Raw genomic sequence first — 17,452 nt, 5'->3', positions numbered from 1 at the left:
AAAAGTGTCTGGCGAAGAACCATGATGCAGATGCGCAGAAACTGGCAGCTATACGCTTTATTTGCACCGGTTCTGTTGTACTTCATTGTATTTCATTATGTACCCATGTACGGCGTCCAGATTGCATTCAAGGATTTTATGGCCAACAAAGGGATCATGGATAGCCCATGGGTGGGCTTCAAACATTTTGAACGCTTTTTTGACAGCTTTTATTTCTGGCGCATTATTAAAAATACGATGGGTATCGGGTTATATGAGCTGGCGGTCGGATTTCCGATTCCGATCATTCTGGCCCTAATGATTAATGAAGCCAGATCGGGCCGGTTCCGCCGATTCGTACAAACGGTAACTTATGCACCTCATTTCTTGTCCACGGTCGTTGTTGTCGGAATGATCATGATGTTCCTGTCGCCGGTAAGCGGCCTCGTCAATTTGATTATCACCTCCTTCGGCGGAGAGCCGATTGCATTCATGACGGAGCCCTCCTGGTTCAAGAGCATCTATGTGTGGTCCGGCGTGTGGCAAGGCATGGGCTGGAGCTCCATCATCTATTTGGCGGCACTCGCCGGGATCGACCCGCAGCTGCATGAGGCGGCCAAGGTGGATGGTGCGGGCTGGCTCCGGCGAATCTGGCATATCAATCTGCCGGGGATCGCGCCCACGATGACGATACTGCTCATTCTGAACATCGGTTCCGTTCTTGGCGTCGGCTTCGAGAAGATCTTCCTGATGCAAAATTCGCTTAATATGGAAGCGTCCGACGTCATTGCCACGAACGTATACCGGAGCGGCATATTGGGCGCCCAGTACAGCTTTTCGGCTGCGGTCGGCCTGTTTAACTCCATCGTCAACTTTATCATGCTGATTACCGTAAACCGGATTGCCCGAAAAGTCAGCGAGAACAGCCTATGGTAAGGAGGAATGATGGCATATGCCGCAAAGCCGCAGTGAACGAATAGCCGGAGTATTTATTTACATTATACTATCATTTATTACGCTCCTTGTGCTCTATCCTTTATTTTTTGTTCTGATTGCTTCCATTAGCGCCCCGGAAACGGTGATGCGGGGGGAAGTATGGTTATGGCCGAAGGAATTGTCGTTTGTCGGTTACGAGCGGTTATTCGCCAATTCGGAGCTGATGCGGGGATTCTTGAACACGCTGCTGTATACCACGACCGGAACGGCCTTGAATGTACTGATGACGATCGCTGCCGCCTATCCGTTATCCAGGGCCGATTTTAACGGACGAGGCATTTTTACGGCGATCATCGTATTCACCATGTTCTTCAGCGGGGGGATGATCCCGAACTACTTGCTGGTGAAGGAACTGGGAATGCTCGATACGATCTGGGCAATGATCATCCCTTCGGCGGTCTCGGTATGGAACATCATTATCATGAGGACCTTCTTCCAGAGCTCCATTCCGAAGGAAATGCAGGAGGCGGCGTTTATTGACGGAGCTTCCAACATGCGGGTGCTTTGGCGCATTGTCCTGCCGTTATCCGGCCCCATTCTGGCCGTGATGGTGCTGTTCTATGCCGTGGGTCACTGGAATTCGTATTTCAGCGCGCTGATCTACTTGTCCGACCGAGCGAATTATCCGCTGCAGCTGTTCCTGCGCGAGATTCTGGTTCAAGGTCAGATGCAGGAAATGGTGGATATCAGCGATGATTCGCTGGCTCGCAGCCTGATGGATGCGGAGGCGATCAAATATGCGGCGGTCATCGTGACAAATCTGCCGATGCTGCTGCTGTATCCGTTCCTGCAAAAGCATTTTGTGAAGGGTGTTATGATTGGTGCAATTAAAGGTTGATTACGGACAATCGATGAGGGGGATATGAAATTTATGGTGATGAAAAAATGGACTTCGCTTACATTGGCTGCCGTGCTGGCCGCCGGATTGCTGGCTGGTTGTGGAAGCAAGAGCGGGGAAGGCGCAGCCGATAAGGGCGAAACGCCGCAGGCTAATGTTAACGAGACGGGTATGCCGATCGTGAACGAGCCCCTGAACCTGACGTTCTTCACCGGCAAATCGCCGACGAACGGAAGCAAATTCGAAGAAACCCTTGTATGGAAAACCTACCAAGAAATGTCGAACGTGAACGTGACTTGGAACCTCATTCCGTTCGAGACGCTGACCGAGAAGCGGAATCTCGCATTGGCCGGCGGCGATTACCCGGACGTATTTTATTCGGCAAGGGTCGGCTCCGCGGAATTGACGCGTTATGGCGAGCAAGGAGTATTTATACCGCTGAATGATCTGATCGACAAGTATGCGCCGAATTTCAAGAAGCTTATGGAGGAATACCCCGATATTCGCAAAGGACTGACGATGCCGGACGGCAACATCTATTCCCTGCCTTCCTTCTATGATCCTGCCCTGCTGTCCATGCTGATCGGCACCCCGCTGTGGATCAATCAGGAGTGGCTGGATCAGCTCGGAATGAAGGAGCCGCAGACGACGGAAGAGTTCTACGCCTATCTGAAGGCTGTGAAAGAAACCGATTTGAACGGTAACGGACAGCACGACGAAATTCCATTCTCCTCGGCGGGCATTACCGGAATCATCGACCATCTGAAAGGCTCATGGGGGCTTGGAACGAGCGGACTCGGCCATAAATTCGTGGACGTGGATCCGGATTCGGGAAAACTTCGCTTTACCAAAGCGCTGCCGGAGTATAAGGAAATGCTGGAATTCGTCAACAAGCTCTATAAGGAAGGACTGCTTGACAAAGAGATCTTCACCATTGAAGGCGGTGCGCTGAACGCGAAGGGACAAGAAGGCTTGCTCGGCTCCACGATCGTGCCCAACCCGGAGACCGTGATGGGACGCAAGGAGTACATCGGGCTTGGAGCCCTGAAGGGTCCTCATGGAGACCAGCTCTACTCCCATGTGAAAGTACCGATGGTTCACGTGGGCGCATTTGCGATTACCGATAAGAACCCGAATCCGGAAGCAACGATCCGCTGGATGGATTATTTCTACGGGGATGAGGGAGCCCAGTTCTATTTCATGGGCAAGGAAGGCGAGACCTATACGAAGAATGCGGACGGCCAGCTGGAATACGTGAAAGAGATTACCGAGAATTCCAATGGCTTGACGCAGGATCAGGCGCTTGCCAAGTACTTTACTTGGCTGGGCGGAAGCTACCCGGGACTGGTGCGCGAGAGCTGGTTCAAAGGCTCCGAGACGCTGCCAAGCGCGATGGCCGCTGCCGAAAAAGCAGAGCCTTATGCCGTGAAGGAAATTCTGTACAACTTCAACTTCACGCTTGAGGAAACCGACGTCATGTCCTCGATCGGCAAAGACATTCAGGACTACGTCACGGAGATGGAAGCCAAATTCGTGAACGGCTCGGCTTCGTTCAGCCAATGGGAAGAGTATGTGAACACGCTCAACAAAATGGGGCTGGACCGATACATGGAAGTCTACCAGGCTGCATATGACCGCTATCAAGCGGAGTAAACGCAAGATATGTAAATCCAAGGCGCGATTCGGGGAGATTCCCGGATCGCGTTATTTTATTCAGTTGGTGAAATCCCAAAAGTGATGATAAGGTCGCAGCAAGCGTATAACAAACTGGGAAAGCGGCCCGTTCAAGGAAAACATCCTTGCTAGCGGGCCGCTTTTGTCATGGTTTTAGTCGAGGTGAATCAGAGCTCTTCCACATGGATGGTACAGAACAGCAGGGCGCTCCTGCCGGGCCTCAGCACCTGCATGCCGGTGATTGCCGGATCCATCCCCAGGTTGAAGGCATTGGTAGCGCAAGTATAAGGCTCGGGACATAGGTAACCGCTCGCCCCATCGCCATTGTGCAGCACCCAATGCTTGAAGGCGTCATCCGCGCGGTAGGTAACCCTGAGGCCAGCCGCCGGATCCGTCAATACGGCTTCGTTACGGTCTTCCGGCATGGCAAGGAATAGATCATCGAGCGGGAACTGACTGACGGAAATTCCGTCCCGCAAGCCTCTGCTGCGGAAGTCATGAGCGAGCTCCCCGGTCGGCAGCACCCGGTTGTTAAGCACCCATCGTTTCCCGACAGGGGCCCGCAGCGTGCAGCGCTCCTGATCTTTCGCATCCCCGAAGGGAAAGCGGAAGGTGGTATGATACCCCAATCCCCATGGAAAAGAGTGTTGGCTTTTGTTGCGGATTTCTGCCGTCTGCCTGAACGAAGCGCCGTCAATGCTCATGCGCAGAAGGATCGAGAACTCATGCGGAAATTGCGACATGACCGCAGGGCGGCCTCTTGAAGAGAACACGGTTTCAATCACGGCCCGATTCCCCTTGGTCCAGCAGCGTCCGACTTCCCATGCTTCGTCATGAACAAGTCCGTGCGCATGATTGTGATGCTGCGGCTCATTGATGCGGAATTGATAGGGACGGCCTTCAAAGGTAAAGCTGCCATTCTCGATCCGGTTGGGCGGAAATAAGACAGGCATGCCGTATAAAAAGGGTGTCCGCTCATATTCCGTCATGGAAGGCGGCGTGCGCAGCAATTCGGTGTCCGATGGTTTCCAGCGCAGCGAGATGACGCTGCTCCCCCATCCCGGAACCACCGTCATGGATAAGCGATCATTTTCGGCCCTCACTGCAGGCATGTCAAGAAAAGTGCATGATTCAACCGCTGGGCATGCCTCCATGTCACACCTGCTCAACCTGTCCGCTTAAGACGGAGCGATGGATGGCATGTACCAGCTTGGTATTCAGCAGGCCGGCAGCTGCTCCGGATTCGGGCATCGTATCCAAACGGATATGATCGACAAAGGAATGGAGCATATAATGGGGCGCCGCGGTATATTGGCCGTTGATGGGCGTGCCGAGCGTATGGACATGACTGTAGACGCTGCCGCCCTTACGGACCATTTGATCGGATAAGTCGACATACAATGCCCCGTCCTCGCCGATGATCTCGACTTTGAAGTCGTAGATCAGCGGCATCGATTCGGGCAGCACCCAGCTGGTCGTGAATGTTGCATGCGTGCCATCGTCGAAGGATACGATCGTTTGCATGGAATCGTAGGTGTCGATCCCCATCCCGGCCAATTTCTTCTTCGTCCCTACCGCGTAGACGCTAACCGGCAGAACCCCGCTTTTGAGCCATAGGGCAATATCCGTCGCATGCGGGAATAGGAACCAGCCCGGCGTGGATTCCCCGGCCCATTTCAGCATTTTGGTAGGCACGTAGATGGTGTCATTCAAACGGGTGTTGATGGTCAGAATATGGCCGATGTCCCCATTCCGGACGGCTTCCTTAACCGCAACAAAAGGAGAATTCCAGCGATTCTCGAAAGCGACGAGGCATTTGATGCCCGCTTTCTCTACCGCGGCGTACATCTCCTTGGCCTCCTCGACGGAAGTGGAGAAGGGTTTTTCGACCATGATATGAATGCCTTGCCTTGCCGCGAGCATAACGGGCTTTTTATGCAGGAAATCCGGCGTGGCAATCACGATGGCATCCAAAGCCTCGCTTTCGAGCATATCCTCAACTTGCAAATAGCCGGGAACCCCGTATTTCTCTATGCTCGCGTTCAGGGTAGTTTCGTAAGCGTCGCTGACCGCGGCCAGCTCCGCATAAGGGTTTTGGCTGAGGGTATCGGCGAACATGCTGCCGCGAATCCCCATGCCTACGATTCCGAATTTGATCATTGTGACCCCTCCTTGAATGGTTATCTTTATTTAACGGCTCCGGCGGTCATTCCGCTGACCAGATGCTTTTGCAGCAGCCAGAACGCAATCACGATCGGAAGCGTGGTTATGACGGAGCCCGCCATGAGGTAATCCCAGTTGACGACATACTGTCCCTGAAAGCTGGCGATGCCGACTGACAGCGTCCATTTATCGTAATCGCTGATGAACGTCTGGGCGAACATAAACTCGTTCCAGCTGGTTAAGAAAGAGAAGATGCCGGTTACCACGAGTCCGGGAAGCGTGAGCGGAAGCAAAATCCGGATAAAGGTTGTGAAGCGGTTGGCCCCGTCAACGCTCGCAGCTTCATCGATGGACTGGGATACGCTGTCGAAGTAGCCCTTCAGCATCCAGGTACAGAACGGTACAGCAAAGGTGGTATAGGCTATGACGAGGCCCAGATGGGAGTTCAGCAAGTTGTAATCCTTCATGATCAGGTACAGCGGAATAATGAGCAGCGAGCCGGGGAGCATCTGCGTCAATAAAATGATATATCCGAGCGACATCCGTCCCCGGAAACCGAACCGGGACATCGCATAGCCGCCAAAGGCGGAGATGATAAGAGAGAATACCGTCGTTAGCAGCGAGACAAACGCCGTATTGCCGAACCATTTCATAAAGTTGGCGCTGTCGTCCGCATGGGGATTCAGCATGCCCTTGTAGCCCTCCCAATGAAGCTCTTGAGGAAGATATGTCAGCGGCGTACTGTAGATTTCGGCCTGAGGCTTCAACGAAGTCAGGATCATCCATAGGAAAGGGGATACGGCAAACAACGAAATGAGAATGGCGCATGCATATACGATGATTTTGCTGATCCCTTTGCTCATGACATCTCACCTGCCTTCGTTGCTTTCATGTACATTACGGTGAATACGATGGAGATGGCCAGCAGGATCATCCCCGCAGCGGAAGCCAAACCGAAGTCAAACGATTTGAACCCTGCCCTGTAGATAAAAATGGTGAGTATTTCGGTTACCCGGCTCGGTCCGCCCCCGGTGAGGACGTAGACGATGCCGAAATCCTTGATGGTCCAGATGATCAGCAGCAGGAAGACGATGACGGATACGGGCTTTAACATCGGGAAGGTAATGCTGAGAAACTGGCGCCATTTCGAGGCGCCGTCGATTTCCGCCGCTTCGTACAAGCTTTTGGATATGCTCTGCAGACCGGCGAGCAGCATGATGGCGGCGAACGGGAAGCCCTTCCATACATTGACGAACATGGCTGCCCAGAGCGCGGTGTCGGCTTCGCCGAGGAAAGCGACCGGATTGGACAACAGGTTGAGCTTCAGCAGGAGATCGTTGATCACGCCGAATTGGTAATCATACATCAGAATAAATACGAGACAAGCAACGACTTCAGGGACGGCCCATGGGATGATCACCAGCGCTCTTACGAGCCCTCGGCCCTTAAAGGGAATGTTCAGCAGGACGGCCGTACCGATTCCCAGCAGGAAACGCAGAACCACCGTCACGATAATGTATAGAAAGGTAATGCCCAACGATTTCAGGAAATGCCCCGACTGGATGGCGGCTGCATAGTTGTCCAAGCCTACATAGGGATTGCCTTCGGCAATCGGCTTCGCAACCTTCCAGTACTGCACGCTCATGAGCGCCGATTTCAAAATCGGATAGAGGAGTACAAGAGCAACGGTAATGGCCAGCGGCGCAATAAATAAATAGGCGGCTGTATTTTTTTTGAAATGCCGTTTTTCCTCCAGCCATAATCGCTTGGCCTTCGAAGCTCCCTTCAACGGCAAGGGAGTTTGCCTGCTTGTCACATCCGTTCGCGTTGGATTCATTCCCCCACCTCCTTATGATGTAAGTGCTGCCCGGCAGTGGAGCCGGGCAGCTTCAATCGTTTGATGTATTCGAATCCCTCTTAATGCATCGTGTCTTTCATCTGCTCAGCCGCGCTATCCAGCGCCGTCTTGGCGTCTTTCATGCCAACGAACATCTCCTGCGCGGCATTGATCAGGATTTGGGACAGGGAGCCGAGTTCAGGGATGGGCGGGTCCATCACGGCCGGGGCGTATACATTCTCCTGGAAATCGAAGAATTGGGCAGCCAGCGGATTCTCCGTTTTGTATTCTTCGGATTCGGCGTATTCCTTGCTGCTCGGGATCATGCCGGAACCGGCGATAATCTGCTGCGCTTCCCGGGAGGTCATCCATTCAAGGAACTCCCAAGCTTCGTCAGGATGCTTGCTGTCTTTGGAAATCATCGACACGATCGGATAATTGTGCGGGTTCGGTTTATAGGTTTGGCCTTCGTATTCGACGGAAGGCTGCGGCATGAGCCCCAGGTCGTCCATTAAAACTTCATCGCGTTCTTTGGTCATGCCGATAAACCAGGGACCATCCATCATCATGCCGGCCTGACCGTTCCAGAACATCTCGCGGCTGACCTTCTTGTCGCGGGTTCCCGGAGGCGTGGCCTGCGGGTTCTTGATCAGATCCTGCCACCACTCCGCTGCCCAAACGTTTGGTGCGGAATTGACGTTAATCCGGTCGGCCTCGTAAGGGCCAGCTTCGCCGTCCGGGAAGTAAATGCCTCCCGATACGGGACGGGCGAGCAGCCGGTACCATTCCGAGGCGATAAAGGGATGGGTGCCGATGACGCTGGAGAACCCGTATTGTCCGTCTTTAACACCGCCGAGCTGTATGGCGGCTTCTTTGAAATCATCCATCGTTTGAATGGAGGCCGGATCGATTCCGGCGGCTTCGAACATCGATTTGCTGTAGAAAATGCCGGTTGATCCCCATGCGTAATTGGATAAGGCATAATAAGAGCCGTCCACCTTGCTCAGTTCCTGTCCGACAAGCTTGTCCTCCAGTCCGCTCGCTTGAATCTTCTCGTCGAGATTCACGAAGGTGCCCCCGCTCTGCAGCGCATTATAGGTGGCAATATTCTCCGGGTATACCTGAACGATGTCGCCCTGCGTACCTGCCAGAATCTCGGTGGTCAGCTTATCCCAGTAATTCTCGTAGTCTGTTCCATGAACTTTGATGGTGACGTTAGGGTGGGTTTCATTGTATTTGGCAATGAGTGCATCGATTGCCTTCTTATGAGGTTCTTCGGCGTATACCGACGTCTCGAACGAGATCGTAATCGGATCGCCGTCGGACGGGGCGTTGCTTGCGGAGGCCGGTTCCTTGCCACCCGAGCAGGCGCTTAATACGGTTGATAACGTAACGGCTGCAGCGATCAGAGCCGTCCATCCCTTTTTCTTTCTGTTTCTGTCTACCATTGCTAGTTCATCCCCTTCTGGTTTTTTGGTTATGGTGGAAAGCGCGGTGAGGCGCCGTTCCTTGCCCTTAATAAAAACACCTGCTGCCAGGCCAGACAACAAACACTTTTCACTTAACAAACCGAAAGGCGAATCTAGTGTTAGTGTAAACGTTACCGCGATGGCAATTTAAATAACACTGGAAAATGTATGTAATATAAATCACAAAAAACTTTTCTCTACCCGGAACTATTTTCTACTTTGCGGCCGATGGGCATGGCTGCGCGGGCAGGAGCCGCTACGGCATAAACGGGAAAAGGCCGAGGGAACATATTATGTCCTTCTCGGCCTTCGTTTGATGTTTAGGTTCTGCGCCGTTTTATTTGCCTTTGCGGTAATCCATCGGGGGAACGCCGGTAATTTTTTTGAAAGTCCTGGCAAAAGAAATCGGGCTGCTGTAACCGACCCTCTCCGTAATTTCCTGTACAGACAATGCGCTTTCCGTAAGGAGCCGTTTCGCTTCCTGAATTCGTAAATCAATCAAAAAGTCCACGAATTTCAAGCCGTACTCTTCCTTGAACAATCTGCTCAAATATTTGCCGCTGATCCCGAACTTGTCCTGCAGGTAATCAAGGGATAGTTCCGCCTTCGTGTAATGCTCTTCAATATAAGCCTTAACCTCTTGGACGAGGTTTCCCTGGCTTCGCAGATTCCGCTGCGTATCCAGCCGTTCGGCAAATTGCTCCAGAAGCTGAAGCACCATCTGCGTCCAATCTTCCGGCAGGTCGATTTCTTTTTGAACCCGGTCGAGTGCCGGCATCGTTTCTGTTTTCCAGAGCAGGTAGTATTCGTCGTTCATTCCGGAAGCCGTTTTGTTCAGATGGTAGGTCAGGTAATGCAGCACGCTGCTTGCGCCGCGGCGCGATATGCCTTCTTCCAGCATGTTCTGAAAGAGCGCCTGCATTTCCGTCTTCCACTTGGCTTCTTGGAGTCGGAAGCCGTCAACGATCCGGTCAACCTTTTGAAAATAATGAAAGCTATGATCCCTCGACAAGGGATCGGACGAATAAGGAATGATCATGGCACTTCGATTGACGGGCTTCGTTTGCAGCGCATCCAATGCCTCATGGTAGGAATCATGCAGATTGTCCGGATGCTCGACCGGCTCCCCGAGGCCGACGGATACGGTGAACGATAAGGCATCGGCAAATCGGCGCTGGCATTCTTCCGCGAAGGAGAGTGGCTCGAAGGCCAGCTTCTCCGCTTCTGGCGATATGACCAGAATGCAAGCAAGCTGGTGCAAGGATACCCAGAGCAGCTTCACCTCGCAGGCATGATCCGATGCCGCTTCCAGAATGATGGTTTCAATGGCTTTTTGCTGAGTGCCATGCTGCATCTGACCGTAGTTTGCGCTCCACTCGGAACGGTGATCCACTTCGAGGACAAAAACCAGCTGCTTGCCAAACAGCACCGGCAGGCCGTGCTTGGCCGCTTCCTTCTCCCATTCCTTCAAATCGAAGGAGCGCGTCCCTTCCAGCAGCTCGTACATGAAAAAATTTTGCTGAGCCTTTAAATCCTCCTCGAACTGAAGCTGGAACCTTGCGTTCTGATCAATCATGTTTTGCAATTTGGAATTGATGAACGTAAATTCGTTTTTATGGATTTCCTCCGGGGCGTCCTCCTTGGAGGACAGCTGCTGCAGCTGGTTGACCAGGCGCTGAATGGGCCTGTAATTTTGAAGCGTCACGTAGACGATCCAGGCGACCGAAACGGCACAGAGGAGCAAGCCGGCAATAAACCATATATTCGATAGGCTGATGATAAAATTGAAGGTATCCGCTCCTTGAACGCTGCTGACGATGCGCCAGCCCGTATAGTCGGAATTCGCTTCCGACTGAAGGGCGCCGTTGCTGGTTCCGCTCTTGCTGCCGGAAGTCTCCGATTTTGCCATATCGAACACGCTGCTCCCTTGTGTATCATACAGGCTTAGTATGCGGGAAGATGGATCGTGCATTTGAAGAAGCATTCCCTGCAGGGCGTCAGCGCTTACATTAACGACGATTAACCCATGATGCTTCGAGAAGATGGAAACGCTGCGCGTCAATGAGACGACGGGGACCCCTTTGTCGGACGGCAGCTCCCTGTACAGCCTGGTATCCGACCAATGGCTGTTGGGTGCTTCCAGCTTGGAGCGAATGAAGGCGTTATCGGCATATTGGTCTAAGGAATAGCTTGTGCTTTCATTGAGGACTTGATTATGATCCGCTTGAACCATGTAAATGGAATGAATCAGGGGATTGGTCATTTTTAAATCGCGCAAAAGATTCATCACGTCCACCTGAAGGGGCAGATCCTTTTCCGTGCTTCTGGAGAAAAAGGAGATGACCTTTCGATTGCGCAGCATCTCAAGCGATATTTTCTGATCCAGCGAAGACAACGACGTATCGATCATCAGCATCGCTTGCTGGGTTACGAAAGCATTGGAGCGCTCGGCATCCTTCCGGTTGCTTTCGCTCAATGATTGGAAAAAGACGAAAAACAAAAAGGCGGGGACGATCAGAAAAGCAGGGATATACAGCATAAGCATCCGCGTAAACCAGTTACGATTCATGTTGGTTCCTCTTTCCTAGGCAAACATAAAGGATGTGCACAACGTTATGGCCTCGAATAGTCATGGATAGATCTTCAGCTGTTATTCTTGTGAAGTGTTTGTGTTACAAATAGCAATTATTTATGTTAGTTTATCAGACATCATGTCGATTTGACTACAATATTGTCGGAAATGTGACCAAGAAACATGATGTATGGTGAATTTTTCCATTAAACATGATAAAATTCAAGAAACGGTTCAACCGAAGACTTGCGTTGTATATCCGACATGCTAATCGATGGATAATGGAGGAGGACGCAGCCAATGGAGCCAAAGACAACTTTCAGCGATGTTCCCAAAGGATTCGCGGCGTGGTTTTTTAAGCAGAGGCGCAGATATACGTCAAACAAGAAGATCGAATGGATGGTTGAGCGACTGTTCCAAGGTCTTCTAATCGTTTGGGGGATCATTCTCATTCGGTGGTTCATCCTGATCACGATTGCAACGTTGCGGCATTTCGGGGTCTTTGATTGAAGGGGTGAGATGATCCGAGGCCAGGCGCATGTTATAAGCAGGATACCGGGATATGGAAGAAAAGATTAGGAAGCCGCCAGCTCGAATGCAGGGCTGCTCCGGGAAGCCCGACTTGGAGGTCGAGGCTTTTTTTGTTGCTTGGAGCCATTTTACATAAACCGCGACTGATATTGAGCATACGTTAACACTTCCTCCTTACACTTGAATGTAAATAAGGTAGAAGAGGGGATATGGAGTTGAAGCATAAAAGCATGAAAGTAGTCTCGCTGTTGATGGCAGCGGAAATCACGATGGCCTCTCTATTTTCGGGGGGCAGCGTGTATGCTGGCGAGGGGCAGGAATTGCTCCAGACCGCCAGCATGGAGACGACATCACAAGATGCAGCTATAGCTGCCGTGGATTTGGGCATTACCGATATGATCTTTCCGGATGCATATGCGGATGAGCCGTATGCGGTCACCGTAGATGTATATGGCGGACAAGCGCCGTATACGTTCTCGGCGACAGGTTTACCGTCAGGCTTGACCCTTGCTTCTGATACGGGAGCCATTTCAGGTACGCCTGCGGCTGGGCAAGAGGGTGAGCATACGGTTGAGGTAACGGTGCAGGATAGTGCAGCCTTACCTGCTACGGCCCAATCGGTTGTGAAATTGCAAATATTGGGCAAGCGTCCATCACCTGTGGCCGACAAGCTGGCGATGAAGATGATCGGACATTATTCCGTAGGTACTTCCAACAAGGATGGCGGCGTAGCGGAGATTGTAAAATACAACAAAGATAACGGGAAGCTCTATTTGGTTAACGGATCGACCCAGCCGGCCAGTCTCGAAATCGTGTCTTTAGGCGCCGATGGCAGCTTGGTTAAGGACAAGCAGATCTATGTAGAAGATTTGGCGAACACGGGCGGTTTCCTGTATGGAGATTTGACCAGCGTGGATATCAACACCATGACGAAGCAGGTCGCGGTTGCTGTTCAGGAGCAAGATCATACGAAAGCCGGCAAGGTCCTGGTGCTCGACTATGACGGCGGATTGATCGGATCCTATGAAACCGGCGTCCAGCCGGATATGGTCAAGTATACGTCCGATGGCCGTTATATCCTGACGGCGGATGAAGGCGAGCCCCGCACGGAGACCGCACCGGATCCGGAAGGAAGCATCACGATTATCGATGCTTTGGCTGGCGAAGTAAGCCATTTGAAGTTTGATGACCCGTCGATCATTGACGATCGGGTGCATATCCGCGGGAATGTGGAAGCGGACGGTCAAATTCGCAGCACCGGAACGAAAAACGATGCCGTCCATGATCTGGAGCCCGAATACATCGCATTGTCGGAAGACGAGCTGACAGCCTACGTGGCCCTGCAGGAAAACAACGCGATAGCCGTGGTCGATATCGCCTCGAAGCGGATTCAATCGGTCCGGGGACTCGGATATAAGGATTTCAATCAACCGGAGAATCAGCTCGACCTCCTGAAGGATGGACAAATCAAGTTTGAGAACGTTCCTTTTTACGGCATGTATATGCCGGACGGAATTGCGACCTACAGCGTGAACGGGCAGCAGTATATCCTGTCCGCGAACGAAGGGGACGCTACCGGCTGGGACGACCGAAGCAATGAAAGCGACATCGGCAAAATGAAATCCAATCTGGATCCATCGTCGCCGGCAGCCCAATTCCTGGCTGGCAAAGGGACAACCTATGACAAGGTTGAAGTTGCGAGCGATATGGGCAATGAAGGGCTGTATCTGTACGGGGGGCGTTCTTTCTCCATCTGGAACGCGGCGGATTTGTCCCAGGCATACGACAGCGGCAGTGATTTTGAGAAGATCACGGCGGAGCGCTTGCCGAATCATTTCAATGCAAGCAATGACAAAACCGATCTGGACAGCCGCAGCGCCAAGAAAGGCCCGGAGCCGGAATATGTTGCCGTGGGCACGGTCGGACAGAAGGCGCTGGCTTTTGTCGGACTGGAGCGCATTGGCGGCGTCATGACCTATGACGTAACGGATCCATCCGCGCCGGCGTTCCTGAACTACTTCAACTCGCGGGATTTCAACGGAGGCATCCAATCGGATTCCGGACCGGAGGGACTGGACTTCATTCCGGCTTCGGACAGCAAAACAGGACGCCCGCTGCTGCTGGTTGCGAATGAAGTTAGCGGAACGGTGGTGCTGCTGGAGCTTCAGGTGACCAAAATTACGGTGGATAAGCCATCGCTCAGGTTGAAAACGGGCGGGTCCCCGGAACCGTTGCAGGCAAGCGTTGAGCCCGTTCAGGGCGGATCGGCCGAGCTGGCTTGGCGTTCCTCCGACGAAACGGTAGTCGCGGTGGACCAGAACGGCCTGGTTACGCCGGTATCTGCAGGTGAAGCCGTGATCACCGTCCTGAGCAAGGATGGCTACGGTTCGGCGGAAGTATCGGTTAACGTAACGGACGGTTCGCCGGATGGAGAACCGTGGAAGTTAACAGTGATGCATACCAACGATACCCATGCGCATCTGGCGGAAGTGGCCAGACGGGCTACGCTGGTTCAGGAGATCCGCAGCGAAGGCGGAAACAGCCTGCTGCTGGATGCTGGGGACGTCTTCTCCGGCGATCTGTATTTCACCAAATGGTTTGGACTGGCTGATCTAGCCTTCATGAACTATATGGGTTATGACGCAATGACGTTCGGTAACCACGAATTCGATCAAGGCACCAAGACGCTTGCGGATTTCGTGAGCAAGGCGCATTTCCCGCTCGTCAGCGCGAACGTGGATCTTAGCCGAGACGGTAACATTTCACATTTGATTAATAAGCCGGCGGTTATCGATACCGATCAGCCCAAGACAACGGCAAATAGCGGGGTATACCCATACGTGACACTGCCGGTTGACGGCCAGAAGGTCGGGGTGTTCGGCTTAACGACCGAAGATACCGCGGAAACCTCCAGCCCGGGTAAAGACGTGGTCTTCCGTGATGCGGTGACCTCGGCTCAGGCTACCGTTGAGGCGATGGAGAAGGAAGGGCTAGACAAGATCATCGCACTGTCCCACCTGGGGTACGCCAAAGATCTGGCGCTGGCCGAAGCCGTCGAAGGCATCGACCTCATCGTCGGAGGTCATACCCATACGACGCTACACGCGCCGGAAGTGGTGACGGACAGTCAGCATCATACCCCTACCGTCATCGTTCAAGCGAATGAATGGGGCAAGTTCCTCGGCCGAGTAGATCTGCAGTTTGATAAAAACGGCGTCGTTCTCGTGGGAGAAGGGGAACTTGGCGGGAAGCTGATTCCGGTAGACAACACGGTCCAGGAAGACACGCAAGCGAAGGATATGCTGGTTCCGTACAAAGCGGAATTGGAAGAACTGATGAAGCAGGTTATCGGCATTGCCGGAGTCGAGCTTGACGGCAAACGCGAGAATGTCCGCTCCAAGGAAACGAACCTGGGCAATCTGATTGCCGACGGCATGCTGGCTAAAGCCAAAGAGCTGAAAAACGCCGATATTGCCCTCACGAATGGCGGAGGCATCCGCGCCGCGATTGATGAAGGTGATATTACGATGGGCGAGCTGCGTACGGTGATGCCTTTCGGAAATACGCTGTTTGTTATGGACGTCACCGGACAGCAGCTGAAAGACGGGCTGGAAAACGGAATAAGCGGTGCGAAACTGGCGGATCTGCCAGGGAAGTTCCCGCAAATCGCCGGGATGAAATTCAAGTGGGGTCCTAGCGCTCCGGCGGGAGATAAAGTGTTCGACGTACAGATCATGAAAGACGGAAGCTACAAACCTCTGGTATTGACCGAAACGTACCGGATGGCAACGAACAGCTTTGTAGCCAAGGGCGGAGATGGATATAAATCCTTTGCCGATGCAATTGCCGAAGGAAAATACAACGAGGATCTGGGTTACCCGGATTATGAAATTTTCATGGAATATGTGAACAAGCTGGGCGGTAAGGTATCGCCGAAGGTTGAGGGCCGAATTACGGAGCAGAAGAAACCGGCGAATCCTGGCGACGGCTCTTCTCCCGGATCAGGATCAGGCAGTTCGGGCGGCGGTTCGGTAACGCAGCCGACAACGCAGCCTAATCCTCCTGCTACTGGCGGAAATGCATCCGAGCCAAACGTGATGACAGGCAATAGTTTGAATATTAGCGCTGCTGCAGGCGGAACGATGGACCGCATTACGGTAAAGGAAGAGGCGTGGAAAAAGGCCGTGACCGGCTTGTCCGCGAACGGGCAGCGGGAACTGATTATTCGGGCTCCTGAATCGAACCGTGCCGCGGAGCTGTCCCTTCCGGCAGCAGGCCTGAAGCAGGCCGTGGAACGGAATCCGAATGCGGTCCTGGTGCTGGAGACCGCACTTGGAGCCTTCCGTCTTCCGATAACGGCTCTGCCTCTGGATGAGGCTCCGGAGACGGCGCAAGGGTCCGGCGGCATCCATGTGAAGGTGTCGGTGGCTCCGGCAGCAGGCAAGGTTGCGGATGCTATGACAAGAAAGGCAACTTCCATGGGCGCCTCGTTGGCAGCGAATGGAGGACTGCGGTTCGGTGCAGCGGTTGGAGCGCCTGGCGCAGAGCAGGAACTGAAGGATTTCGGAAAGCGCGTCATCAGCCGTATCATGCCGCTGCCGGCAGGGATGAATCCGGATTCGCTTGCTGCCGTCATTTATGACGAAGCGGCGGGGACTTTCCGGTTTGTACCGGCCGTAAGGACGACATGGAACGGTAATGCGGCGATCGAAGTCAAGCATGCCGGAAACGGCGTTTATGCGCTGCTGCAGTACAAGAAGACGTTTGCGGATCTTGACGGCCACTGGGCGAAAGCGGAAATCGAATCCATGGCTTCCAAGTTGCTCGTAAACGGCGTCGACGCTAGCTCGTATGCACCGGGCAAGGCGATCACGCGAGCCGAGTTCACGGCAATGCTGGTTCGTGCGATGGGACTTAGTCCGGCCATCGAAAGCGGCGCGTTCAAGGATGTCCGGGATGACTCCGCGTATGCCGGCGAGATTGGCGCAGCCTCGCGCTACGGCTTGATCGAGGGCGGCAACGGCGGTGCCTTCTCGCCGAATGCCAGCATGACCCGATCGGAAATGGCTGTAATGATCACCCGGGCCATGGAGGCGGTGAATCCGGCAGACCTATCCAACCAGGGCGCGAATGACCATGCTGGATTCAAGGATCAGGCATCCATCCCGGCATGGGCGGCTGCCCATGTGGCCAAGCTTTCCCGGCTAGGGATCGTGCAGGGTGACAACCATGGCAATTTCGCAGCATTCGATGCGGTTACCCGCGCACAAGCGGCGCTGGTTCTGAACCGTGCTCTGGTCCAACTGAAATTCGTGGACTAGAATGAATTGAAGCCATCAACCGAAAAGACCGTCCTTAAGGCTCTCCATGAGCCTTGGGACGGTCTTTTGTGA

11 protein-coding genes are annotated in these 17,452 nt (G+C 53.2%); 5 read left to right on the top strand and 6 right to left on the bottom strand.

What is annotated here, in order from left to right; genetic code table 11:
• Positions 1–24 precede the first annotated feature (24 nt).
• Genes BMX45_RS16650 through BMX45_RS16640 form a run of 3 tightly spaced genes read left to right on the top strand, consistent with a single transcriptional unit; the run spans position 25 to position 3,466 of the window.
• Positions 25–915, top strand: a complete 891-nt coding sequence (locus BMX45_RS16650; RefSeq protein WP_254778116.1) for an ABC transporter permease — start codon at positions 25–27, stop codon at positions 913–915.
• A gap of 16 nt (positions 916–931) precedes the next feature.
• Positions 932–1,813, top strand: coding sequence for a carbohydrate ABC transporter permease (locus BMX45_RS16645; RefSeq protein ID WP_090910638.1), 882 nt, complete (start codon positions 932–934; stop codon positions 1,811–1,813).
• 33 nt (positions 1,814–1,846) lie between these two features.
• A complete protein-coding gene (locus tag BMX45_RS16640) occupies positions 1,847–3,466 on the top strand; it encodes an extracellular solute-binding protein (RefSeq protein ID WP_090910637.1) in 1,620 nt (539 codons plus the stop codon).
• Between the two features lie 188 nt (positions 3,467–3,654).
• Here the strand turns inward: BMX45_RS16640 and BMX45_RS16635 are convergent, their stop codons facing one another.
• The 6 genes from BMX45_RS16635 to BMX45_RS16610 form a co-directional block, all read right to left on the bottom strand.
• On the bottom strand, positions 3,655–4,599 hold the full coding sequence (locus BMX45_RS16635; protein ID WP_175495127.1) for an aldose 1-epimerase: 945 nt from the start codon (positions 4,597–4,599) through the stop codon (positions 3,655–3,657).
• Between the two features lie 43 nt (positions 4,600–4,642).
• Positions 4,643–5,647 (bottom strand): Gfo/Idh/MocA family protein, encoded by a 1,005-nt coding sequence (locus tag BMX45_RS16630; RefSeq protein ID WP_090910635.1) that lies wholly within the window; start codon positions 5,645–5,647, stop codon positions 4,643–4,645.
• 26 nt (positions 5,648–5,673) lie between these two features.
• Entirely contained in the window at positions 5,674–6,513 is an 840-nt protein-coding gene (locus BMX45_RS16625; protein ID WP_090910634.1) for a carbohydrate ABC transporter permease, read from the bottom strand.
• Positions 6,510–7,487 carry a carbohydrate ABC transporter permease gene (locus BMX45_RS16620; protein WP_175495126.1) on the bottom strand — a complete coding sequence of 326 codons (978 nt, stop codon included), beginning with the start codon at positions 7,485–7,487 and terminating at the stop codon, positions 6,510–6,512. The genes BMX45_RS16625 and BMX45_RS16620 overlap by 4 nt, the downstream gene beginning before the upstream one ends.
• An 80-nt stretch (positions 7,488–7,567) precedes the next feature.
• Complete coding sequence (locus BMX45_RS16615; protein ID WP_090910633.1) at positions 7,568–8,935, bottom strand: ABC transporter substrate-binding protein; 1,368 nt, start codon at positions 8,933–8,935, stop codon at positions 7,568–7,570.
• A gap of 358 nt (positions 8,936–9,293) precedes the next feature.
• Positions 9,294–11,525 (bottom strand): helix-turn-helix domain-containing protein, encoded by a 2,232-nt coding sequence (locus tag BMX45_RS16610; RefSeq protein WP_090910632.1) that lies wholly within the window; start codon positions 11,523–11,525, stop codon positions 9,294–9,296.
• 303 nt (positions 11,526–11,828) lie between these two features.
• On the opposite strand from BMX45_RS16610, the gene BMX45_RS16605 reads away from it, so the two are divergent.
• Positions 11,829–12,038, top strand: a complete 210-nt coding sequence (locus BMX45_RS16605) for a hypothetical protein (protein ID WP_090910631.1) — start codon at positions 11,829–11,831, stop codon at positions 12,036–12,038.
• Positions 12,039–12,289: 251 nt separating this feature from the next.
• A complete protein-coding gene (locus BMX45_RS16600; RefSeq protein ID WP_254778108.1) occupies positions 12,290–17,380 on the top strand; it encodes a choice-of-anchor I family protein in 5,091 nt (1,696 codons plus the stop codon).
• Positions 17,381–17,452: the final 72 nt, after the last annotated feature.

The organism is Paenibacillus sp. cl141a (assembly GCF_900109305.1).
GTDB lineage: Bacteria > Bacillota > Bacilli > Paenibacillales > Paenibacillaceae > Paenibacillus_AQ > Paenibacillus_AQ lautus_A.
Note: the sequence above shows the minus strand (reverse complement) of the source record. Positions and strands in the feature narration are given on the sequence as shown.

Coding starts and splice junctions, on each gene's coding strand:
- BMX45_RS16615 (WP_090910633.1), bottom strand. CDS start 8,935: ATGGTAGACAGAAACAGAAAGAAAAAGGGATGGACGGCTCTGATCGCT.
- BMX45_RS16650 (WP_254778116.1), top strand. CDS start 25: ATGCAGATGCGCAGAAACTGGCAGCTATACGCTTTATTTGCACCGGTT.
- BMX45_RS16620 (WP_175495126.1), bottom strand. CDS start 7,487: ATGAATCCAACGCGAACGGATGTGACAAGCAGGCAAACTCCCTTGCCG.
- BMX45_RS16625 (WP_090910634.1), bottom strand. CDS start 6,513: ATGAGCAAAGGGATCAGCAAAATCATCGTATATGCATGCGCCATTCTC.
- BMX45_RS16645 (WP_090910638.1), top strand. CDS start 932: ATGCCGCAAAGCCGCAGTGAACGAATAGCCGGAGTATTTATTTACATT.
- BMX45_RS16605 (WP_090910631.1), top strand. CDS start 11,829: ATGGAGCCAAAGACAACTTTCAGCGATGTTCCCAAAGGATTCGCGGCG.
- BMX45_RS16610 (WP_090910632.1), bottom strand. CDS start 11,525: ATGAATCGTAACTGGTTTACGCGGATGCTTATGCTGTATATCCCTGCT.
- BMX45_RS16630 (WP_090910635.1), bottom strand. CDS start 5,647: ATGATCAAATTCGGAATCGTAGGCATGGGGATTCGCGGCAGCATGTTC.
- BMX45_RS16635 (WP_175495127.1), bottom strand. CDS start 4,599: ATGCCTGCAGTGAGGGCCGAAAATGATCGCTTATCCATGACGGTGGTT.
- BMX45_RS16600 (WP_254778108.1), top strand. CDS start 12,290: ATGAAAGTAGTCTCGCTGTTGATGGCAGCGGAAATCACGATGGCCTCT.
- BMX45_RS16640 (WP_090910637.1), top strand. CDS start 1,847: ATGGTGATGAAAAAATGGACTTCGCTTACATTGGCTGCCGTGCTGGCC.